The sequence below is a fragment of the Castellaniella sp. genome, from assembly GCF_034675845.1.
Classification (GTDB): domain Bacteria; phylum Pseudomonadota; class Gammaproteobacteria; order Burkholderiales; family Burkholderiaceae_B; genus Castellaniella.
Genome location: NZ_JAUCCU010000001.1, coordinates 298,100 through 320,120, shown reverse-complemented (window position 1 = coordinate 320,120; position 22,021 = coordinate 298,100). Strand labels below are relative to the sequence as shown.

At 60.0% G+C, this 22,021-nt stretch carries 20 protein-coding genes; 7 read left to right on the top strand and 13 right to left on the bottom strand.

The genetic code is table 11. From position 1 onward, the window contains the following. Positions 1–34: 34 nt before the first annotated feature. The 7 genes from murJ to VDP81_RS01550 form a co-directional block, all read right to left on the bottom strand. Positions 35–1,591, bottom strand: a complete 1,557-nt coding sequence (gene murJ / locus VDP81_RS01580) for a murein biosynthesis integral membrane protein MurJ (RefSeq protein WP_323011338.1) — start codon at positions 1,589–1,591, stop codon at positions 35–37. A 114-nt stretch (positions 1,592–1,705) separates the two neighbouring features. Further along, complete coding sequence (locus tag VDP81_RS01575) at positions 1,706–2,464, bottom strand: 3-hydroxyacyl-CoA dehydrogenase (RefSeq protein WP_323011337.1); 759 nt, start codon at positions 2,462–2,464, stop codon at positions 1,706–1,708. Positions 2,465–2,479: 15 nt separating this feature from the next. After that, positions 2,480–3,148: an adenylate kinase gene (adk, locus tag VDP81_RS01570; RefSeq protein WP_322994741.1), complete on the bottom strand. Its 669-nt coding sequence runs from the start codon at positions 3,146–3,148 to the stop codon at positions 2,480–2,482. 81 nt (positions 3,149–3,229) lie between these two features. Further along, positions 3,230–4,159, bottom strand: coding sequence for a 3-deoxy-manno-octulosonate cytidylyltransferase (kdsB, locus tag VDP81_RS01565; protein WP_323011336.1), 930 nt, complete (start codon positions 4,157–4,159; stop codon positions 3,230–3,232). Between the two features lie 78 nt (positions 4,160–4,237). Beyond that, positions 4,238–5,284 carry a tetraacyldisaccharide 4'-kinase gene (gene lpxK, locus VDP81_RS01560; protein ID WP_322994744.1) on the bottom strand — a complete coding sequence of 349 codons (1,047 nt, stop codon included), beginning with the start codon at positions 5,282–5,284 and terminating at the stop codon, positions 4,238–4,240. Beyond that, positions 5,281–5,694, bottom strand: a complete 414-nt coding sequence (locus VDP81_RS01555) for a biopolymer transporter ExbD (RefSeq protein WP_322994745.1) — start codon at positions 5,692–5,694, stop codon at positions 5,281–5,283. Before VDP81_RS01555 ends, lpxK begins: the two co-directional genes overlap by 4 nt. Next, complete coding sequence (locus VDP81_RS01550; protein WP_322994746.1) at positions 5,691–6,299, bottom strand: MotA/TolQ/ExbB proton channel family protein; 609 nt, start codon at positions 6,297–6,299, stop codon at positions 5,691–5,693. Before VDP81_RS01550 ends, VDP81_RS01555 begins: the two co-directional genes overlap by 4 nt. A 455-nt stretch (positions 6,300–6,754) precedes the next feature. Between VDP81_RS01550 and sodB the strand changes: the two genes are divergently transcribed. After that, positions 6,755–7,333, top strand: a complete 579-nt coding sequence (gene sodB / locus VDP81_RS01545) for a superoxide dismutase [Fe] (protein WP_322994747.1) — start codon at positions 6,755–6,757, stop codon at positions 7,331–7,333. Positions 7,334–7,377: 44 nt separating this feature from the next. Here the strand turns inward: sodB and VDP81_RS01540 are convergent, their stop codons facing one another. Beyond that, positions 7,378–7,887 (bottom strand): DUF192 domain-containing protein, encoded by a 510-nt coding sequence (locus VDP81_RS01540; protein ID WP_322994748.1) that lies wholly within the window; start codon positions 7,885–7,887, stop codon positions 7,378–7,380. 17 nt (positions 7,888–7,904) lie between these two features. Further along, entirely contained in the window at positions 7,905–8,144 is a 240-nt protein-coding gene (locus VDP81_RS01535) for a cold-shock protein (protein ID WP_066454117.1), read from the bottom strand. A gap of 133 nt (positions 8,145–8,277) precedes the next feature. On the opposite strand from VDP81_RS01535, the gene clpS reads away from it, so the two are divergent. From clpS to putA, 6 genes are all read left to right on the top strand, one after another. Further along, the gene (gene clpS, locus VDP81_RS01530) at positions 8,278–8,601 is read left to right on the top strand and encodes an ATP-dependent Clp protease adapter ClpS (protein ID WP_322994749.1); all 324 of its coding nucleotides are present in this window, start codon (positions 8,278–8,280) and stop codon (positions 8,599–8,601) included. A gap of 130 nt (positions 8,602–8,731) precedes the next feature. Then, the gene (gene clpA / locus VDP81_RS01525; protein ID WP_322994750.1) at positions 8,732–11,050 is read left to right on the top strand and encodes an ATP-dependent Clp protease ATP-binding subunit ClpA; all 2,319 of its coding nucleotides are present in this window, start codon (positions 8,732–8,734) and stop codon (positions 11,048–11,050) included. Then, positions 11,050–12,309: a paraquat-inducible protein A gene (locus VDP81_RS01520; protein ID WP_323011335.1), complete on the top strand. Its 1,260-nt coding sequence runs from the start codon at positions 11,050–11,052 to the stop codon at positions 12,307–12,309. Before clpA ends, VDP81_RS01520 begins: the two co-directional genes overlap by 1 nt. Beyond that, positions 12,306–13,979, top strand: a complete 1,674-nt coding sequence (locus tag VDP81_RS01515) for an intermembrane transport protein PqiB (RefSeq protein ID WP_322994752.1) — start codon at positions 12,306–12,308, stop codon at positions 13,977–13,979. The genes VDP81_RS01520 and VDP81_RS01515 overlap by 4 nt, the downstream gene beginning before the upstream one ends. 46 nt (positions 13,980–14,025) lie before the next feature. Further along, entirely contained in the window at positions 14,026–14,661 is a 636-nt protein-coding gene (locus VDP81_RS01510) for a PqiC family protein (RefSeq protein WP_323011334.1), read from the top strand. A 114-nt stretch (positions 14,662–14,775) separates the two neighbouring features. Continuing rightward, positions 14,776–18,558 carry a trifunctional transcriptional regulator/proline dehydrogenase/L-glutamate gamma-semialdehyde dehydrogenase gene (gene putA, locus VDP81_RS01505; RefSeq protein ID WP_323011333.1) on the top strand — a complete coding sequence of 1,261 codons (3,783 nt, stop codon included), beginning with the start codon at positions 14,776–14,778 and terminating at the stop codon, positions 18,556–18,558. A gap of 563 nt (positions 18,559–19,121) precedes the next feature. On the opposite strand, the gene VDP81_RS01500 is transcribed toward putA, so the two are convergent. From VDP81_RS01500 to VDP81_RS01485, 4 genes are read right to left on the bottom strand one after another with little or no spacing between them, the layout of a single operon-like run. After that, entirely contained in the window at positions 19,122–19,403 is a 282-nt protein-coding gene (locus VDP81_RS01500; protein ID WP_322994755.1) for a peptidylprolyl isomerase, read from the bottom strand. Between the two features lie 58 nt (positions 19,404–19,461). After that, positions 19,462–20,172, bottom strand: a complete 711-nt coding sequence (locus VDP81_RS01495; RefSeq protein WP_322994756.1) for an ABC transporter ATP-binding protein — start codon at positions 20,170–20,172, stop codon at positions 19,462–19,464. Further along, positions 20,169–21,014 (bottom strand): ABC transporter ATP-binding protein, encoded by an 846-nt coding sequence (locus VDP81_RS01490; protein WP_322994757.1) that lies wholly within the window; start codon positions 21,012–21,014, stop codon positions 20,169–20,171. The genes VDP81_RS01495 and VDP81_RS01490 overlap by 4 nt, the downstream gene beginning before the upstream one ends. After that, entirely contained in the window at positions 21,011–22,018 is a 1,008-nt protein-coding gene (locus tag VDP81_RS01485; protein ID WP_323011332.1) for a branched-chain amino acid ABC transporter permease, read from the bottom strand. The genes VDP81_RS01490 and VDP81_RS01485 overlap by 4 nt, the downstream gene beginning before the upstream one ends. Positions 22,019–22,021 lie beyond the last annotated feature (3 nt).

The following is a 22,021-nucleotide window of genomic DNA, read 5'->3' as shown; positions in this document are numbered from 1 at the left end:
GCTTGCCCTGCTTGGCAAAGACAGTAAGTTTATCCTAGGCTTGGCGACGTGTAAAGTCTTTAGGTCGAAAACCGAATAAAAACAAGGTGCTGAAGTACGCCAGAATGCATGCCACCAGTACCCCCATCAGCCAGGCGACTCGCTGGGCGGGGTGCGTGCCCAGGGCGATCCAGTCCAGCTGCAGATTGGCCCAGTACAGCACGGCACCCAGCGCCGCCAGGGCAGGCAGCAGCTTCAGGGTGAATCGAGGCCAGCCGGGCAGGGGGGTGTATAGCTGTCGGCGGCGCAGCAGCACCACCAGAACAAGTGCGTTGACACTGGCCCCCAAGCCGATGGACAGCGCCAGGCCGGCGTGCGCCAGCCACGGCACCAGGGCCAGGTTCATCAACTGGGTAAAGATCAACACGGCGATGGCGATGCGTACCGGTGTGCGGATGTCTTGTTTGGCATAAAAACCGGGGGCCAGGATCTTGATGGCCAATAATCCCAGCAGGCCGGCGGCGTAGGCCGTGACGGCCAGGCGGGTCTGGGCCACGTCGGTCGCTGAAAACGCCCCATAATTGAATAAGGTCGCCACCAGTCCATCGGACAGCATGGCCATGCCCAGGGCGGCGGGCAGGCCCAGCAGCAGCACCAGGCGCAACCCCCAATCCAGCAAGGCGTTGTAAGCACGATGGTCGTCGCTGGCGTGGGCGGCTGACAGGCTGGGCAGCAGGACGGTGCCTAGCGCCACCCCCAGCAAGGCGGTGGGAAACTCCATCAGGCGGTCTGCAAAGGACAGCCAGGTCACGCTGCCCGGTGTCAGCCAGGTGGCAATATTGGTGTTGATCAAGAGGGATAGCTGGGCGACGGACACCCCCAGGATGGCAGGCAGCATCTGGCGCATGATGCGGTGGACGATGGGGTCCTGCCAGGCGGCCCGCAGCCCCTGACCGTAACGTGGCAGCAGCCCAAGCCGTCCCAGGGCTGCCCATTGGACAAGCAACTGCAGCACGCCGCCGATCAGCACGCCGATAGCCAGCGCGTGGATGGGTTGCTGCAGATGCTTCGTCAGCAGCAGGCTGGCGCCGATCATGGACAGGTTCAGCAGTACTGGCGTGAAAGCCGGGATGGCAAACCGGCTGAAGGTATTGAGTACGCCCGAGGCGAAGGCCACCAGCGACATGCAGATGATGTAAGGAAACATCAGCCGTGTCATCCAGATGGCTTCGTGGAATTCGTCGGCGCGTGCCGCCGTGCGCATGCCGCTGGCCATGGCGGTGACCACCCAGCCTGCTCCCACCATGCCGACCAGGGTAACGGCACATAGGATGACGAACAGCAGCAGCGCCACCCGATCCAGCAGGCGGCGTAGATGTTCATGGCTGTCACGTTGGCGGATTTCGCCAAGAATGGGCACGAAGGCCTGAGAAAAAGCGCCTTCGGCAAACAGGCGTCGCAGCAGATTCGGGATGCGAAAAGCCACCCAGAACGCATCCGTCAGCGGGCCGGCCCCGTACACGCTGGCGATCAACACATCGCGCAGCATGCCGGTCACACGGGAAAACAAAGTCAGGCCGCTAATCGTAGCAGCCGAACGCATCAGCCCCATTGCTGGACGCCCGTGCAGCGTGGGGGCATATTTTTGCCGCCGGGCCGCCCCAAGGCAAAAACAGCCCCCTTGGGGGGCAGCAAGGGGGCGTAGCCCGCGCAGCGTGGGGGCATTTTACTTTGGTGCCATGCGGATGGCGCCGTCCAGACGGATGGTTTCGCCGTTCAGCATCTCGTTGTCCAGGATGCTGAGGACGAGTTTTGCATAGTCCTCGGGGCGGCCCAGACGGGATGGGAATGGTACGCTGGCGGCCAGGGAGTCCTGGACTTCCTGGGGCATGCCAAACAGCATCGGCGTGCCGAAGATGCCCGGTGCGATGGTCATGCAGCGTATCCCCAGCCGGGCGAGATCTCGGGCGATGGACAGGGTCATGCCAACGATGCCGGCTTTGGAGGCGGCATAGGCAGCCTGGCCGATCTGGCCATCGTAGGCAGCGACGGAGGCGGTGTTGATGATGAGCCCGCGTTCGCCGGTATTCTGTGGCGTGTTGGTCGTCATGACCTGGGCTGCCAGACGTGCCATGTTGAACGAACCCACCAGATTGATGTCGATGACACGGCGAAACAAGGCGAGGTCGTGGGGGCCGGATTTGCCGACAATCCGGGCGGCCGGGGCAATACCGGCACAGTTGATCAGGCAGCGCAGCGTGCCAGCCGCGACAGCGGCATCAACTGCTGCCTGTGCGTCGGCTTCTGAGGTGACATCGCAGTGGAGGTAGGTCTGGCCGAGCTCTGCCGCCAGTGCCTGGCCTGCCTCGTCCTGGACATCGGCCAGGATGAGGCGGGCGCCCTGAGCGGCCAGCGCGCGGGCGGTGCCGGCCCCCAGGCCGGAAGCCCCCCCCGTGATCAGAATGACTTGGTCGCGTATATCCATGATGAATCTCCGAGATCAGGCAGCCGAGTGGGCGCGCAAAATGCCCAGGATGCGGTCGCGAATCTCGTTCACAGAGCCGACGCCCGAAATCTTGGCATAGTGTGGTGCTGCGGGGTCGCCTTGTTTGGCCCACTGAGAGTAGTAGTCAACCAGGGGGCTGGTCTGGTCACGATAGACGGACAGGCGGTGGCGCACGGTTTCCTCGCGGTCATCGTCGCGCTGGATCAGGGGCTCGCCGGTCTCGTCATCCAGACCTTCGTTTTTTGGTGGATTGAATGTGGTGTGATAGGTGCGGCCACTGGCCACGTGGACCCGGCGCCCGCTCATGCGTTCGATGATGTTTTCTTCGGGTACGCTGATTTCGATCACGTAGTCCAAGGTCACCTGGGCGTGTTTCAGGGCGTCCGCCTGGGGGATGGTGCGTGGGAAGCCATCGAACAGGTAGCCTGTCTGGCAGTCGGACTGCTGCAGGCGGTCGCGTACCAGGCCGATGATGATGTCGTCGGAAACCAGGCCGCCCTGGTCCATGATTTTCTTGGCCTCCAGCCCCAAGGGGGTCTGCGCCTTGACGGCGGCGCGCAGCATGTCGCCCGTCGAAATCTGCGGAATGCCGAAGGCTTCGGTGATGTACGCAGCCTGAGTGCCTTTACCAGCCCCCGGGGGGCCTAGCAGAATTAAACGCATGATTTTCCTCCTGAGTTTTTCAAATTTTTTTGATTATGCCGCAATGCAGCACACCCTGCATGGACAGATTGCACACAATTCTTATTTTTGGCCCAGCAGGGCACGAACGCGCGCCAGATCCTGAGCGGTATCCACACCGGGTGCGGGGTGGGCCTGGGTCTGGTGTACGTAAATCGGGAAGCCCTGTTCGAGGGCGCGTAATTGTTCCAGGGATTCGATGCGCTCGAGTCGGCCTGGAGGCAGTTGCGGGAAAGTTTTCAGAAAGCCCGCACGATAGGCATACAGGCCGATGTGATGCCAGGCCGGCAGGTCGGGTGCCAGGCGTTGCTGGCCGTCGGCCAGGGCATCGCGGGCCCAGGGGATGGGGGCCCGGGAAAAATATAGCGCGCGCTGCTGGTGATCGCAGACGACCTTGACGGCGTTGGGATCGAACAAAGTGTCGGTATCTGTGATCGGGGCCGCGCAAGTGGTGATGGCCGCGTCGGGGTGTTGTTGCAGCAGGCCCGCCACGGCGTCGATCAGCCGTGGGTCGATCAGGGGTTCGTCGCCCTGGACGTTGACGATGATGGCATCGTCGGCCAGTGACAGCGCTTCGGCGACCTCGGCCAGGCGGTCGGTGCCGGTGGGGTGATCGGCGCGGGTCAGCAAGGCCTCGATGTGGTGCTGCTTGGCTGCCTGCAGGATGTCGGGGTGGTCAGTGGCGATCAGGATGCGGTCGGCACCGGACTGGGCGGCCTGGCGGGCGGTTCGAACCACCATGGGCAGGCCAGCAATATCCAGTAAAGGCTTGCCGGGCAGGCGGGTAGACGCCGCCCGTGCCGGGATGACGACCGTGAAGCTCATGCCTGTGGGGGGGGGCTGGTCCAGTGTGCGGGCCTCGGAGGGCAGCATCACGGGCACGCCATCGCGCACAGGGAAGGCCAAGCGGTCAGGGGAGCAAATGAGTTCCTGGGCCTCGCGGTCGTGGCGCAAGGCGCCTTTGCAGATGGGGCACACGAGAATCTGCAGCAAGCGGTTTTCCATGGGGCAGAGGGATGTAGGACGGATGACAAAGTAAATAGTGTAATGCCTGCTGTCGACATTGTGCGGCTAAATTTGCCGGACCAATGCGTCCAGCCAGTTGGGGTCTGAAAACCGGGGGGTGGGGTAGACGGTCCAGAGGCGATGATCATCCGGATCGGTGTACTTGACGGCGTCTTTGGCGGTGATCAGGATGGGGCCGGGGGGGAGGGCGCGCAGTTGTGCCGGATCTGGGGCTTGGTGGTCCGGTGATGCCAGGGTTTGACCCAGAGTCAGGCCTGCATGACGCAGCATCTGGAAAAACCGCTGGGGCTGGCCAATACCGGCGGCGGCATGGCAGATCTCGTGGCCAAAGCGCGCCTGCCAGTCGGGCCAGCTCAGGCGAGTCTGAGTGCTGACCTGAATCAGGTAATCGGGCTGCAGGCGCATGGTGATTTGTGCAACGCCAGCGGGCTGAGAGCCAAGGCTGGCGTTGGCTTCGTGGGGGGCCAGGTGGGTAATCAGCCAGTTGGCCTGCGTCAGCCGGGCAGGGAGTTCGCGCAAAGGTCCTGCAGGCAGTAGTCGGCCATTGCCGATGCCGCGGCTGTCTTGCACGATGATTTCCAGATCCCGTGCCAGCGCCCGGTGCTGTAGGCCGTCGTCGGCGATCAGGACGTCGATCTCGGGGTGGGCCGCCAGCAGGGCGCGGGCCGCCAAGGCCCGCTGGGGGTGGACCGCTACCGGGGCACCGGTGGCGGCATGCAGCAAGGCGGGCTCATCGCCCAGCCAGTTGCTGTCCTGGTGGCTGTCGCTGAGATGCGGTTCGGTCCCGATGCGGCTGCCATAGCCCCGGCTGATGAGCCCCGGATGGTGGCCGTGTGCCAGCAAGGCCTGGCACACGGCCTGGGTCACGGGGGTTTTGCCGGTGCCGCCCACCAGGATATTGCCGATCACGATAACGGGCACGGGCGCTCGCCAGGCGTGGCGTGCTTGTTGCGCCATGCGTTGGCGGGACACGGCCCCGTAAAGCCGGGCCAGTGGCAACAAGAGGGTGCTGACCGGCCCTTGGCTGCGCCAGATGGTCTGCAGCCAGTCCTCCAGCCAGCGGCGGCCCGCTGCCGCGTGGGGCTTGCTCATGGACCTGCTTCGGTCAGGAAGTAAACCCGGGCGAGGCCCGCCTGACGGGCGGATTCCAGGGCCAGGACGACGGCGGCGTGAGGGGTCTGGCCGTCTGCGTTGATGCGCAAGGCGCTATCGGGCTGCTGGGCGGCGGCCTGTTGCAGGGCGTTCGTCAGGATGGCCTGATCGGTGGCCGACAAGAAGCGACCGTCCAGCGCGTATTGGCCGTCTCGGCTGATGGTGAGTTCCAGGGCCGGGCTGGTGTCGGAGGCTTCGGCCTGCGCCTGGGGCAAGGCCACAGTCAGTTGCCGGACACGGTTGAACGAGGTGGAGGCAGCCAGAAAAATCAGAATGACCAGCAGCACGTCGATCAGCGGAATCAGGTTGATCTCGGGTTCGTCGTGGGTGCGGCGATGGTGGAAATTCATGGCTGGGCGCGGCGGTTGATCAATCGGTTCAGGGTGCTGGCCTCGCGTTCCATGGTGTGCAGATAATATTCCACCCGCGAACGAAAGTAGCGATGAAAGGCCAGGGCTGGGATCGCGATCAGAATCCCAAAACCGGTGTTGTACAGGGCAATGGAGATCCCGTGGGCCAGTAAGGCCGGGTCGCCGCCTGTCGGGTCGTAAGCGCCGAAGATTTCAATCATGCCGACCACAGTGCCAAACAGACCCAGCAGCGGGGCGATGACAGAGATCGTGGCCAGGCCGGCCAGGTAGCGGTTCAGGCGCCAGGAAACATCGCGCCCGACAGACTCGATGGCGTCCTGGCGCCAGGACTCGTCCTGATGGCGTTGGGCGGCGACCTCGGCCAGGATGCGCCCCATGGCGCTGCCGCGGGCCAGGCGCAGAATGGCTTCGGGGTCGTCTTGCTGGCGGCGCATGAGTTCCAGCACTTGTTCGGGCAGGCCGCTGGGCATGACCAGGCTGCTGCGCAGGGCCAGGGCGCGCTCGATGATCAGGGCCAGCGTGATGATCGAGGTAATGATCAGCAGCCAGATAGGCCAGCCGGCCGCGTCGATGATGTCCAGCAAGATCCAGTTCCTTTTTAAGGCGTATGCCGCACGATGGCGATGCCATATTCTACCTGTGCTGATCAGGTTTGCAGGGTCAGACTGCCGCATCGGGCCTGGTTTAATCGAGGGAAAATGGCGCACAGCAAGGCTTTCCAGAGGGTATCCACAGATTCTGTGGATAATTCTGTGGATAAGCTTGTCAATCCGCATGGTTTATGCCTGTTTGCGGTTGATTGGCTATTTATTGCACACTTATTGATATTTAAATTTATAAATATAAATCAAATACTTACGTTGTTTTCTTAATGCTTGGCCTGATGAGTTCCCCGTTTAGGCACGGAAATAGGCCGGTTTGACAAATGAAAAATCTCTGTGGATAGGTTTCATGCGCATATTCGGGAAAGCGCAGTAAGACTGGTCTACGGCAGAAAATGCGTTAGACTTGAAGGTTCATGAATGTCTAAGGAAACGCCATGGCTATTACCCTGCCACAGCTGCCGTACGCACTGGACGCACTGCAACCCCATATCTCCAAAGAAACCCTTGAGTTTCACTACGGCAAGCACCACCAAGCCTATGTCACGAATCTCAATAAGGCCATTGAAGGCACCGAGCTGGCCGAGCTAAGCCTGGAAGACGTGATTCGCAAGTCCTCCGGCGGTGTGTTCAATAATGCCGCTCAGGTCTGGAATCACACTTTCTACTGGCACAGCCTGTCACCCAATGGTGGCGGCGAGCCCAGCGGCGCCCTGCGTCAGGCCATCGAGGCCAAATGGGGCAGCGTGGATGCCTTCAAGACGGCTTTTTCCGCTTCGGCCGCCGGTAACTTCGGTTCTGGCTGGACCTGGTTGGTGAAAAAGCCGGATGGCAGCCTGGATATCGTCAACACCAGCAATGCTGGCACGACGGTCAATACCGACGACAAGGCGCTGTTGACCTGTGATGTCTGGGAACACGCCTACTACATCGACTACCGCAATGCCCGCCCCAAATATCTGGAAAATTTCTGGAATCTGGTGAATTGGGACTTTGCTGCCAGCAATCTGGGCTGATCCACAGTCAGCACGGCTGAAAACGGCAGCTTAGGCTGCCGTTTTCAATGTTGTGCCGGGATACCCGTGACCGGATCGCCGATCTGGATGCCGCTGCGCTGGAACCACCCTTGATTCATTTCCAGTGCAGCGCTGACGGCAGACGGCGAGCAGTGGGTCGCCAGGTTTTTGGGCTGCATATCCTGGATGGAGATAATCCGCCCCTGATCGTTGATAAACGCGATAGATAGTGGGATCAGGGTGTTTTTCATCCAGAAGCAGCGGATTTCGGCCTGTTCAAAGACAAACAACATACCGTGGTCGTCAGGCAGATGAGTGCGGTGCATCAGCCCCTGACTGAGGGTTTCCGGGGTGTCGGCCAGTTCGACCTGCAGGGGATGGCTGCCCGCCTGGATGGCGATGTGTGGCAGACTGGGCTGAGCCCATGCCAAAGCAGTCAGCAGGCTGGCGATTGCCGCCAACGCCAAGCGACAGGCCAGCTGGGAATGTGGCCTGCGCGTGCCAAGATAAAGAGCAGGGTCTTTCAGGGACCCCGCATCGCGGTAAAATGCCAAGAATGTATTCTGCGAGATCAGGCAGCAGTAATGTTTAGGGCTTGTTTGCCTTTCGGACCCTGCGCGATATCGAAAGCGACTTTTTGACCTTCTTTTAGCGTCTTGAAGCCGTTCATCTGGATCGATGAGAAGTGTGCGAAAAGGTCTTCACCCCCGTTATCGGGGGTAATGAAACCAAAACCTTTGGCATCATTGAACCATTTCACGGTGCCGGTGAGTTTTTGTGATTCCCCGGTGTTTTCGATGGATTCCGACATGCAAACTGCCTCTATGTGTAAGTTTAAGCGGCCCGTGCCGGTGCAAAAACTGGCAACGGTCTGCGGGACACGTCGATCATGCTGAATTCCACTGCGTTCAGTCAACTATGGAAACCACTAGGTTCGGGGCCGCATGCCAAGCATAATCCAACATCAGCGTGAATTGGTCCAGGAAAATCTGCCGGCGCGGCTGGCGCCACCGCCGATGTATCAAGTCGTGCTGCTCAATGATGATTACACGCCCATGGATTTTGTGGTGCGGGTATTGCAGCAGGTCTTTCATAAGGCGGGCGCCGAGGCAGAGCGCATCATGCTGCAGGTGCACCACGAAGGCCGTGGCGTTTGTGGCATCTATACGCGTGATATTGCCGCCACCCGGGTCGAGGCCGTGTTGCAGATGGCGCATGCCGATCAGCATCCTTTGCAGTGCCTGATGGAACCGGTACCATTGTTTTAATGTCCTATTTTCTCCTGCAACCTCCATACACTGGGGATTGCCCCGATAGAGGGTGAACAACAGTGCCCGCATTTAGTCATAGAATAGACCTAACGGATTGCTTAGTCCGCTCCGTAACAATGGAGGAAGCGTGATTTCCGAAGAACTTGAAGTCAGCCTGCATATGGCATTTGTCGAGGCCCGTGCGGCACGGCATGAATTCATCACAGTCGAACACCTGCTGCTTTCGCTGCTGGATAACACGTCTGCGGTTCAGGTGCTGCGTGCCTGCGGCGCCGATGTCGAACTCCTGCGCCAGGATTTGCGGAAATTCGTGATCGAAAACACACCGGTTTTTCCGGGAGACGGCGAGGTCGATACCCAGCCTACACTCGGTTTTCAGCGCGTGATTCAGCGGGCCATCATGCATGTGTCCTCTAATGGCTCTACCAAGACCGCCGTCACGGGGGCCAACGTATTGGTTGCCATGTATGGGGAAAAAGACTCCCATGCGGTGTACTTCCTGGTGCAGCAAGGGGTGTCGCGCCTGGATGTGGTCAACTATTTGTCGCACGGTATTACCAAGACCTCTCAACAAGCCCTTCCCGTGCAACCGCCGCAGGCGGAACCCCCTGCTGCCGATCAGAAATCCGATCAACAGAAGTCTCCTCTGGAAACCTATGCCACGGACCTCAATGCCGAGGCCCTCAAAGGTCGCATTGATCCCCTGATCGGTCGTGAAGACGAGGTCGAGCGCGTCATCCAGATATTGTGCCGCCGACGCAAAAACAATCCTCTGCTGGTCGGCGAGGCCGGGGTGGGCAAGACAGCCATCGCCGAAGGCCTGGCCTGGCGCATCACCCAGGGCGATGTCCCAGAGATCCTGAATCAGACCCAGGTTTATTCCTTGGACATGGGGGCCTTGCTGGCGGGCACCAAATATCGGGGTGACTTTGAACAGCGCCTGAAACTCGTCCTGAAGGCCCTCAAGGACAATCAGCATGCCGTGCTGTTTATCGATGAGATCCATACCCTGATTGGTGCGGGATCGGCCTCCGGGGGCACGTTGGATGCGTCGAATCTGCTGAAACCCGCCTTGTCGTCCGGCTACCTTAAGTGCATTGGGGCCACGACCTACACAGAATACCGGGGCATCTTCGAAAAAGACCATGCCCTGGCGCGGCGTTTTCAGAAGATCGACGTCCCCGAACCTTCGGTCGAACAGACTGTGCGGATTTTGCGCGGTTTGAAGGCACGCTTCGAGGCACATCACCAGGTGCGCTATTCCGGCGCAGCCATTACGGCGGCAGTCGAACTCGCTGCCCGTCACATCAGCGATCGCTTTCTGCCCGACAAGGCCATCGATGTGATCGACGAGGCCGGCGCCGCCCAGCGCTTGCTGCCTAAATCGCGTCAGAAAAAACTGATTGGTCCAGCGGAAATCCAGGCGACCGTGGCAAAAATCGCGCGCATTCCGCCTCAAAACGTCTCCACCAACGATCGCAATAAGCTCGCCACCCTCGAGCGCGACCTCAAATCCGTGGTGTTTGGCCAGGATCAGGCGATTTCGGCCTTGGCTGCCTCGATCAAAATGGCGCGCTCTGGCCTGGGTCGTCCGGACAAGCCCATCGGCTGCTTTCTGTTTTCAGGCCCTACGGGGGTCGGTAAAACCGAGGTCGCCCGTCAGTTGGCTTTTGTGCTGGGCATCGAGCTTCTACGCTTTGATATGTCTGAGTACATGGAACGCCATACGGTATCGCGCCTGATTGGTGCGCCGCCGGGCTACGTGGGCTTCGACCAGGGGGGCCTGCTGACCGAGGCCGTCACCAAGCAGCCCCATTGCGTACTGCTGCTGGACGAAATCGAAAAGGCCCATCCAGACGTCTACAACATTTTATTGCAGGTCATGGATCATGGCACCCTGACCGACAACAATGGCCGCAAGTCCGACTTTCGCAATGTGATCCTGGTGATGACCACCAATGCCGGGGCCGATATGCTGAACCGCAATGCCATTGGTTTTGCGACTCCTCAGCGCACGGGCGACGAAATGGCCGAGATCAAGCGCCATTTCACCCCTGAATTTCGCAACCGACTGGATGCCATCATCGGCTTTTCGGCCTTGCCGCGCGATGTGATCCTGCGCGTCGTGGATAAATTCCTGATGCAGCTCGAAGACCAGCTACACGAACGCCGCGTGGATGCCGTCTTCACAGATGCGCTGCGTGAACATCTGGCCCGTGCCGGGTTTGATCCCGCCATGGGCGCGCGTCCGATGCAGCGCCTCATCCAGGACACGATACGTCGTGCCTTGGCCGACGAGCTGCTCTTTGGTCGACTGATTCATGGGGGGCAGGTGCTGGTGGATATCGATGCCCAGGATCAGGTCGTGCTCAGCTTTCCTGACGATCCGAATAGCACCGGGACCGTCCCTACGCCTTCCCATCCTGAGCCCGAGCTCGTCGATTGATGTCAAACAGGGACCCTCTCAGGCCCCTGCTTGCCTGTCCGCATTGCGATACCCTGCACCAGCGCCTGCCGCTGGATTTGCGGGGGCAGGCGGCTTGCAATTGTTGCGGCACGGTGCTGTATCGGCGCGGGGCATTAAGCATACGCCAATGGATAGCAATGGCCTGCGCCTGCCTGGTGATATTTGCCGTGGCCCAGGGGTTTCCAATCATTTACCTGTCTGTGCTGGGGCATGACCTGTCCCTGACGTTTTGGCAGGCTTTGCATTTGTGTTGGGATCGGGGCTATTACGGCATCTCCGTCGTTACGGGGCTGGTGGGTTTTTGGTTCCCGCTGCTGCAGATTTCCCTGACCTTGTGGATCATGCAGGCTATTGCAGGGCGGCGTCTGCCGCCTGATTTTGCCTGGACTTTACGTTGGCTGGAGCGTCTGGCGCCGTGGTCCATGGCGCCCGTGCTGGTGCTGGGGATTTTAGTGGCCCTGGTCAAGGTCGCTGATCTTGGCAATTTGCAAATCGGTCCGGGCTTGGTGGGATTTTTTGGCCTCAGCTTTTTCTTGTCTGGTTTGTCGCGCTGGAATGCGCACGCCTTGTGGCGGGCCGCCGAGGACGCCGGCATGGTCCGGGTGTCGGGGCAAGATGGCCAGGGCATGGTATGTGAAGCCTGCGCCTATGTGCAGGCACCTGCGGCGGACGGTCATTGCAGGCGCTGCGAAGCCAAGCTGGACCATGCCCGCTATGGCAGCCCGGCCGAGGTCTGGGCCTTGGTGCTGGCGGCAGCGATTTTTTATATCCCAGCCAATACATTGCCCATCATGTCGCTACAGACACCGGTGGGTATCAGCAGCCACACGATTTTGGGAGGGGTGATCGAGCTATGGCAGATGGGCTCCTGGGATCTGGCTTTGATCGTTTTCGTGGCCAGTGTGATGGTGCCAGTGACCAAGCTGCTGGCCTTGTCTTTTTTGCTGTTGCGCACCAAGCCGGATGGTGTTTATGTCCAGCGCCAGCGTACCCGCTTATATACCGTGATCGAATTCGTCGGGCAGTGGTCGATGCTGGATGTGTTCGTGGTGGTGCTGATGGCGGCGATGGCGGATTTTCCGGGCTTGTCCAGAATTGATGTCGGGCCGGCAGCGCTGAATTTCGGCGCTGTCGTGGTGCTTACAATGTGCGCGGCGATGCGCTATGATCCCCGGCGAGGCTGGGATAGGCTGAGAGCCAGTAGCCAGAATGCCCAGTCAGGGCAAGGGATAGCATGACAGACCAGCAAGATACTACTACTCCGAACCCGCCTCAGACACCGGTTGCGCCCGAGGTGCGTCCTGGCCGGTCATTGCGGTGGTCCTGGGTGTGGCTGGTGCCGCTGCTGGCGCTGGTGGTGGCTTTGTCTTTGCTGGCATCGGTGTGGGTGCGCAATGGCCCGGTCATTACGATCACATTTCCAGAGGCCGCTGGCATTGAGGCTGGTCAGACCAAGCTGCGATACCGTAATGTCGTGGTGGGCGTCGTCAAAACGGTACGGGTGGATCGCGACCGCGAACATGTCCAGGTAGACGTGCAACTGGATCGCGAGGGTTCCAACTATATTACCCAGGAAGAGGCCAAGTTCTGGATTGTCAGCCCTCGGGTCAGCATGGCCGGGGTATCTGGGCTGGATACTTTGTTATCTGGGGTGTATCTCAGTGTGGACGCGCCGGTCACTTTGCCCAAGGGCGAGGTCGCGACACATTTTATAGGACTGCTGAATCCACCCGAAGTACTAAGTGGGCAAGTCGGTTCGCGCTATCATTTGGTCGCGTCTTCGCTGGGGTCGCTGGCGGTTGGCTCGCAGGTGTATTACCGGCGTATCGAGGTCGGCCGGGTGGTCAACTACGAGATGGCGCCAGATGGCCGTGCTGTCAATCTGCAGATTTTCATTGATGCACCCTATGATCGCTTTGTGACAGCGGATACGCGGTTTTGGAATGACAGTGGCATCGATGTTTCTTTGTCTCCCAGTGGCGTGGATATCCGCACTAGCGGGTTGTCGGCGATTCTCAGTGGTGGCATTACTTTTGCCCAGGCTGATGAATCCAGCTCTTTCGAAGGGCAAGTCGATGTGACGCCAGCTGCACCAGGCGCTACTTATCAATTATTCGATAATCGCACTTTGGCGCTGGCCGAACCGGATGGCGAGCCAGTGCCGGTCGAGTTCCGCTTCGTGGATTCCGTGCGGGGTTTGAGCGTGGGGGCCGAGATCGATTATCACGGCCTATCGATTGGCAAGGTTGTGGATATCGACCTGGAGCTTGATCAGAAACAGCAGCAATTTTATTCGCGTGTGCGTGGGCAGATTTTCCCCCATCGCTTTGGTCAAGCCTATCTGGATCTTGTCACGGTGAATAATGGCGCTACGGGGAATGCCCTGTTGCAGCCTTTGATCGAACACGGCCTGCGTGCGCAGCTGCGATCAGCCAGCCTGCTGACTGGCCAACAATATGTGGCGTTGGATGTGTTCGCCAAGGAAGTCGGAAAAAATATTTCCATCCCTGGTGATCCTGACAATCGGGATGCTTATGTGATCCCCACCGTACCGGGCGACTTTGCCAAGCTGCAAAATCAGATCAGTAGCATTATGACTAAATTGGATGCCTTGCCCATTGCTGAAATTGGCCAAGACATTCAGGGTAGCCTCAATAATCTCAATAAGCTGATGCAGGGCCTGGATAAGCAGTTGGTCCCACAAACCGGCAAGGTACTGGATGCCGCCCGGCGTTCGCTGGATCAGGTGGGAGCCGTTTTCAGCCCAGGTGCGCCGGTCATGGGCAGCTTGCAGGATACCTTGAAGGCGTTCGAGAGCGCGGCGCGTGGTTTGCAGATATTGGCTGACTCCCTACAAGCCCAGCCGAATCAGCTGCTGCGTGGGCCACCCCCGGATCGCCTGCATTGATGAATAATGAAACGCTGGTGGGCCAGCCTGCCGCTTGGGAGATCTGATGCAACAATGGAAATGGGCGCTGGGTGGTGTCGTGTTGGGCTTATTGGGGGGCTGCGCCAGCTTGCCCACTCAATATTTCAGCTTGGCATCGCCTGGCCAGATCGCGGCGGCTGGGTCCGACGCATTGCCGTGGTCTGCGGACTATGGGATGCGCCTCAAGGTGGTCAGTATTCCCGCCGAGGTCAATCGGCTGCAATTGCTGGTGCGTGATCCGGCTGCGGACCCATCGGTGGAGATACTGAATCAATCTCTGTGGGCTGCCCCGCTGGGGGATCAGCTTCAGTCTGCCTTGGCGGCCCAAGTCAGTACTCTCCTGGGGGCGCCGGATCTACAGCAAATGACGGTCAGCCCAAGCATGCCTGTACGCGATATCAAACTGCGCATCACGCGCTTTGAACTGATCTGGGGGCAGGGCACCCGGTTGGATGCCGTGTGGGTGGATCAGCCGCCGGGGCAGAATCCTGCTCGTCTTTGTCAGGCGCATATCAGTACAGTCGGCACACAGCCGGAGGTCGCGTCCCTGGTTGAACACCAGCGCCAGGCCTTGCATCAGCTGGCAGCATCGATTGCAGGAGCAGGCGTTCCGGTGGGTTCACCTGTTTCAGGCTTGGTGCTAAAGGGTGGTTGTACCTAAGTTGTTTTCGGGTTATCCATAATGGATGAAATGGGGTTAACCTACTAAGCTGCCAGCAGTAGAGCGGTGCCTTCATCGTGGGGGTTTGCCGTGTTTAATCCGAGAGCCCCGATCATGGCCACTGTTACCTTGGGAGTTAAGGTCGACGAGACCTTGCGTGAACGTCTTCGGCAGCATGCCGATAAACTGGGTTGTACCCCGCATTGGCTGCACAAGCAGGCTTTGCTGACCTACATCGAAGCCATCGAGCGCGGCCAATTGCCTGCCGATATTGATCATCGGCCGGATGCAGCCCAGCCTGATACCGCTGCCGAACCAGACCCCCAGACACCTTTTTACGAGTTTGCCCAGGAAATCCAGCCACAGTCTGTCCTGCGTTCGGCCATCACGGCAGCGTATCGTCGCCCCGAACCCGAGTGCGTGGCCATGCTGCTTGATCAGGCCAGTTCCATGCAGCCCGATCAGATCGAGGCGCTGGCCCGGCGCCTGGTCCTGACCTTGCGCGATAAGCGCAAGGGCGGCGGAGTCGAGGGCCTGATCCAGGAGTTCTCGCTGTCCAGCCAAGAAGGCGTGGCGCTGATGTGCCTGGCTGAAGCCTTGTTGCGTATTCCTGACCAGGCCACGCGCGATGCCTTGATCCGCGACAAGATCAGCCGTGGCGACTGGCGCGCGCACGTGGGCGAATCGCGCTCTTTGTTTGTCAATGCCGCCACTTGGGGGCTGTTGGTGACTGGCCGACTGGTCAGCGTCAACAGTGAACAAAACCTGTCCCAGTCCTTGACTCGCCTGATCGCCAAGGGAGGCGAGCCCCTGATTCGTCGCGGTGTCAATATGGCCATGCGTCTGATGGGTGAGCAATTTGTTACGGGGCAAACGATTTCATCGGCTCTGGCCAATAGCCGGAAGTTTGAGGAAATAGGTTTTCGCTATTCCTACGACATGCTGGGTGAGGCGGCCACCACCGCCGAGGATGCGGCAGATTATTACCGATCCTACGAGCAGGCGATTCACGCGATTGGCAAGGCCTCCCAGGGGCGTGGCATCTACGAAGGCCCAGGGATTTCCATTAAGCTTTCTGCACTGCATCCGCGTTATTCCCGGGCTCAGCGTGACCGCGTGATGGCAGAGTTGTTGCCGCGCATGATCGAGCTCTCCGTGCTGGCGCGGCAGTACGATATTGGTCTGAATATCGACGCCGAAGAAGCCGACCGTCTGGAACCGTCTTTGGATTTGCTGGAGGCCCTGTGCTTTGACGAGCGCTTGCGTGGGTGGAACGGCATCGGTTTTGTCATTCAGGCCTACCAGAAGCGTGCTCCGTTGGTGATCGACTTTGTGATTGATCTGGCGCGACGCAGCAAGCACCGCCTGATGGTGCGGCTGGTCAAGGGCGCTTATTGGGACTCAGAAATCAAACGTGCCCAGGTCGATGGCCTGGAGGGCTACCCGGTGTATACCCGCAAGGTCCACACCGATGTGTCTTATCTGGCCTGCGCGCGCAAGCTGTTATCCGCGCCTGAGGCTGTGTTCCCGCAGTTTGCCACGCACAATGCCCAGACGCTGGCCTCTATCTATTACATGGCGGGCGAGAACTATTACCCTGGCCAATACGAGTTTCAGTGCCTGCATGGCATGGGCGAAGCGCTCTACGAAGAGGTCGTAGGATCGGTGGCCAAGGGCCACTTGAATCGTCCCTGCCGGGTGTATGCCCCTGTGGGCACGCACGAGACTTTGCTGGCCTATCTGGTGCGCCGCCTGCTGGAAAATGGCGCCAATACTTCGTTTGTGAATCAGATTGGCGATAAGGATATTCCGGTCGATCGCCTGATCGAGGACCCCGTCCATAAGGTTCGCTCGATCCAGCCGCTGGGCGCGCCCCACGAGCGCATTCCCTTACCGCGCGATCTCTATCTGATGCATGAAAATCGGGCCAATTCGGCTGGTCTGGACCTCAGCAATGAGCATCGCCTGGGCTCTTTGGCAGCTGCCCTGCTGGATAGTGCCGAGCAGGTCTGGCGCGCATCGCCCCCGGGCGAATGGGTGGCGGATCGCGCTCAGAATGTCTTGAATCCGGCCGACCGGCGGGATGTGGTGGGCCAGGTAATCGAGGCCACCGAGACCGACGTGCAGGCGGCGCTCAAGCGTGCCGAATATGCCGCGCCCATTTGGCAATCCACGCCGGTGGCCGAGCGCGCCCAGTGCCTGCGCCATGCTGCCCAGTTGATGGAAGACGAAATGCAGTTGTCCATCGGTCTGGTGATTCGCGAGGCCGGTAAGTCCTACCCCAATGCGGTCTCGGAAATCCGCGAGGCAGTGGATTTTTTGCGCTACTATGCGATCCGCATCGAGGCCCAGTTTTCCAACGACAGTCACCGCCCTTTGGGCCCGGTATTGTGCATCAGCCCTTGGAACTTTCCATTGGCAATTTTCACCGGGCAGGTCAGCGCGGCCCTGGCGGCAGGGAATGTTGTGCTGGCCAAGCCAGCCGAACAAACCAGTCTGATTGCTGCCTACGGGGTTTCCGTGCTGCATCGGGCCGGGGTGCCGGTGGATGCTGTGCAGCTATTGCCAGGCCGAGGCGAAACCGTGGGGGCCGCATTGGTGGCCAGCCCTGCCGTCCATGGGGTGATGTTCACCGGCTCTACCGAAGTCGCGAAACTGATTGCCCAGACCTTGGCACAGCGCCTGGATGGGGCCGGACATCCTGTGCCGCTGATTGCCGAGACCGGTGGCCAGAATGCCCTGATCGTCGATTCTTCAGCCCTGACAGAACAGGTGGTCTACGATGTGCTCAGTTCGGCTTTTGATTCGGCCGGCCAGCGCTGTTCGGCACTGCGCGTGCTGTGTGTGCAGGAAGACTGCGCGGATCGTACCCTGGCGATGCTGCGCGGTGCCATGAATGAGCTGCGCGTGGCTCGACCTGAACTTCTGTCCACGGATATCGGCCCGGTGATTGACGCTGAGGCCCAGGCCGTGATCGAAAAACACATTCAGGCCATGCAGGCAGCCGGGCATGTGGTGGATCGTCTGGTGCTGGATCAGAGCCAGGTGCGCCACGGTACGTTTGTGGCCCCGACGCTGATCGAGATTGCGGATATTGCCGAACTGGAACGAGAAGTCTTTGGCCCGGTGCTGCATGTGATGCGCTATTCACGCGAGCAACTGGATGCCGTGATTGATGCGATCAATGGCCGTGGCTATGGTTTGACCTTCGGGGTGCATACGCGGCTGGATGAGACGGTGCATCATGTCACCGATCGGATTCAGGCAGGCAATATTTATGTCAATCGCAATATTGTCGGCGCCACGGTCGGCGTCCAGCCTTTTGGCGGGGAAGGCTTGTCCGGCACCGGCCCGAAGGCGGGTGGCCCGCTGTACCTGCATCGGCTGCTGGCCCTGTCGTCAAGTGATTTGCCGGTAGAGGGCCTGCCTGGCCAGGATGCCAAGCCGCTGGATCTGCCGGGTCCCACGGGCGAGACCAACCGCTATCGTCTCAAGCCCCGTGGCACGGTGCTGTGCCGTGCCGTCAGTGTGGTGGGCGTCAAGGCACAGGTCCGGGCCTGCCAGCGCAGCGGCAATGCCATGCTGTGGGTGGATACCCCTGAAATCCGTGCCTTGCACCAAGAGGCTGGACTGCAGTCTGCCCGTTGGGTGACCACAGGCGCCTTGGCCCAGACGGACTTCGATGTAGTGCTGTTCGAAGGCGATGGCGACGACCTGTTGGCCCTGACCCAGTTTGTGGCTGCCCGCCCCGGCCCCATTGTGCCGGTCTTGGCGCGTCGCACCCCAGAACTTGCCGCTGGCCATGCCTACCCGCTGGAAATGCTGGTGCGCGAGGTCTCGCTATGCATCAACACCGCCGCCGCCGGCGGCAACGCCACCCTGATGATGGTGGGATGATTCCGGACACAAAAGGGTCCCTGCGGACCCTTTTGCGCCGGAATCATCGAAGCGGCTTGCAAGCCGCTTCGTGGGGGGCGCAAGGGCTTTGGTAAAAAGGGTCCCTGCGGACCCTTTTGCGCCGGAATCATCGAAGCGCCTTGCAAGCCGCTTCGTGGGGGGCGCAAGGGCTTTGGTAAAAAGGGTCCCTGCGGACCCTTTTGCGCCGGAATCATCGAAGCGGCTTGCAAGCCGCTTCGTGGGGGGCGCAAGGGCTTTGGTAAAAAGGGTCCCTGCGGACCCTTTTGCGCCGGAATCATCGAAGCGGCTTGCAAGCCGCTTCGTGGGGGGCGCAAGGGCTTTGGTAAAAAGGGTCCCTGCGGACCCTTTTGCGCCGGAATCATCGAAGCGGCTTGCAAGCCGCTTCGTGGGGGGCGCAAGGGCTTTGGTAAAAAGGGTCCCTGCGGACCCTTTTGCGCCGGAATCATCGAAGCGGCTTGCAAGCCGCTTCGTGGGGGGCGCAAGGGCTTTGGCACAACAAAAAGAGGATCCGTAAGGACCCTCTTTTTGTGCTTCAAGACAAATCAGTCTTCGCGCTGTGTGACTTCGAGCAAGTGATACCCGAACTGTGTCTGTACCGGCCCTTGAACTATGCCAACCGGTGCGCTGAAGACGACCTGATCGAATTCCGGCACCATCTGACCGCGCCCGAATGTGCCCAGATTGCCGCCGTCGCGGCTGGACGGGCAGCTGGAATGTTCGCGTGCCACGGCGGCAAAATCAGCACCGTTTTCGATGTCTGCCTTCAGCTTCAGGCATTGTTCTTCGGTGTCGACCAGAATATGGCGGGCGGCGGCTTGAGTCATGAGATGGCTCCGGTTTTTTTGGTTGGAAACCAGACAGCATAACGCATTTTATTCAGCCTTAATGCCCCAGATACGCCGCCTGGATTTCAGGCGAGGCCAGGAGTTCGCGAGCAGGGCCTTCGTGAGAGAGCTTGCCGACTTCCAGAACATAGCCGCGGTCGGCCAGTTTTAGCGCCATGCGGGCGTTTTGCTCGACGATGAGAATCGTGACCCCGGTGTCGCGCACATCACGCAATACCTGAAAGATATTGCGCACGATGATGGGAGCGAGGCCCAGGCTGGGTTCGTCCAGCAGCAATAGGCGGGGTTTGGTCACCAGGGCGCGGCCAATGGCCAGCATTTGCTGTTCGCCGCCCGACAAGGTGCCAGCCAGTTGAGCGCGACGCTCGTAGAGGCGCGGAAAAATCTGATAGACGTGCTCACAGCTTTCGGTGATCTCGGCGGGCGGACGGGTAAAGCCGCCCATGCGCAGGTTCTCCGCGACCGACAAGGTGCCGAATACACGGCGGCCTTCGGGTGACTGGCCGATCCCCAGGCGTACGATGCGGTCGGCACCCATGCGCGTGGTGTCGTGACCATCAAAGGTGATTTTGCCCGCATGCGGTGCCAGCAGCCCGCTGAGGGTACGCATCAGGGTGGTCTTGCCTGCGCCGTTGGCCCCCAGGATGGCGACGACTTCGCGTTCCGCCACTTGCAGGGAGATACCCTTGAGGGCCTGGATATGTCCGTAATTGACGCACAGGTCTTCGATTTCTAGCAAGGAACTCATGACTGGGCCTGTTTTTCGTGGATGGCATTCATCAGGGGATCATCTTCGTCGTCGTCATCCTGGCCCAGATAGGCCTCGATCACCAGTGGGTTGGTGCGGATGTCTGCGGGTTTTCCTTCGGCAATTTTCTTGCCGAAGTTGATGACCACGATGTTGTCGGTGACGTTCATCACCACGCTCATGTCGTGTTCGACCAGGATCACGGTGATGCCGGCGTCGCGGATCATGCGGATGGTGTCGTTCAGGCCGGCGGATTCCTGTTCGTTCAGGCCGGCGGCGGGCTCATCCAGAATGATGAGTTCAGGCTTGGCGACCAGGGTACGGGCCATTTCCACCCGGCGCTGGGCGCCGTAGGGCAGCGAAGTTGCAATTTCGTCGGCGACGTCGGCAAGATCCAGTTGTTGCAGCACGACCATGGCGCGGTCGATCAGCTCTTTTTCTTCTTGGCGCTGGGCTGGCGTGCGCAGCAGGCCCTGCCACCAGGATTGCCGGATCAATAGATGTTGTCCAGCAATCACGTTTTCCAGCACCGTCATGTCAGTGAACAGACGAATGGTCTGGAATGTGCGGCGGATACCGGCCTTGGCTACCAGGTGGGGGAGCGAACCAGTGATATCCTGGCCTTGCCAGCGGATATGGCCGTCTGTGGGTTTGTAAACCCCGGTAATCATATTGAAGACGGTGGTCTTGCCTGCTCCGTTGGGGCCGATCAAGCCGACGATCTCACCGCGGCGGATCTTGAAGCTGAGATCGTCCACGGCTCGCAGGCCGCCGAAGCTGATGCCGACGCCGTCGAGTTCCAGCAGGACGTCGGAGGAGGGGGAAGTCAGGGGCTGGTTCATAGGGCTCCCTTGCGTGCGGGCCAGATGCCTTGGGGACGAAGAACCATGACGAGTATCATGGCAATGCCGAACACCAGATAGCGATATTGGGCGAATTCGGTGAAAATCTGCGGCACGACGAACATCATGGCCGTGCCCAGCAACACCCCTGGAACCGAACCCTGGCCACCCACCAGCACAATGGCAAACAGCACAACGGAGTCCGTGAATTGGAATGAACCGGGGCTGACAGCCGACAGCTGCATGGCAAACAGCGTCCCGGCCAGCCCGGCGATGCCCGCCGACAGGGCAAAGGCTGCTACCTTGTAGTTGCGCGGGTTGACCCCCAGCGTGGTGGCGGCAAGCTCATCGTATTTGATGTAGCGGAAGGTGCGGCCCAGCGCAGAGCGATCCAGATTGCGCATTAGCCATAGCACGATGGCCAGGACTACCCAGTTCAGGTAGAACAGTTCGCTTTGCGTGCCGAACGTATGGCCAAACAGGGTAGGACCGCTGATGCCAAACAGTCCGTCTGCCCCGCCTGTCAGGCCGAACAGATTGTTTTTCATGGCCAGCACGAAAATAGCGTTAAAGCCGATGGTCACCACCAGCAGGTAGTCGCCGCGCAATTTGACGATGGGCGCGGATAGAATGGCCCCCAGAGCGGCTGACAGCACGATGGCGACCGGGATAGTCCAGAGGATGGGCCAGTTGAATGTCAGGGACAGAATGGCGCTGGTATAGGCGCCGATCCCGAAATACACGGCATGGCCCATGTCGAACATGCCAGCACGGCCCAGCACGATGTCTTGGGATAGCGCCACGATGGCATAAATGGCGAAAATCCCACCAATGGTGATCCAGGCAGGCGACATGACCGAGGGGACTGCCAGGCCGATCAGCCAGATCAGCGGCCCCAGAACCTGCAGGAACCGGGTGCTGGTGCTGGCGGGTGGGGTTGCGCGGTTGGGCGTTGTTGGTGTACCCGTATCGACAGAAGAAGTGATGTGTTGTGACTGAGTCATGGC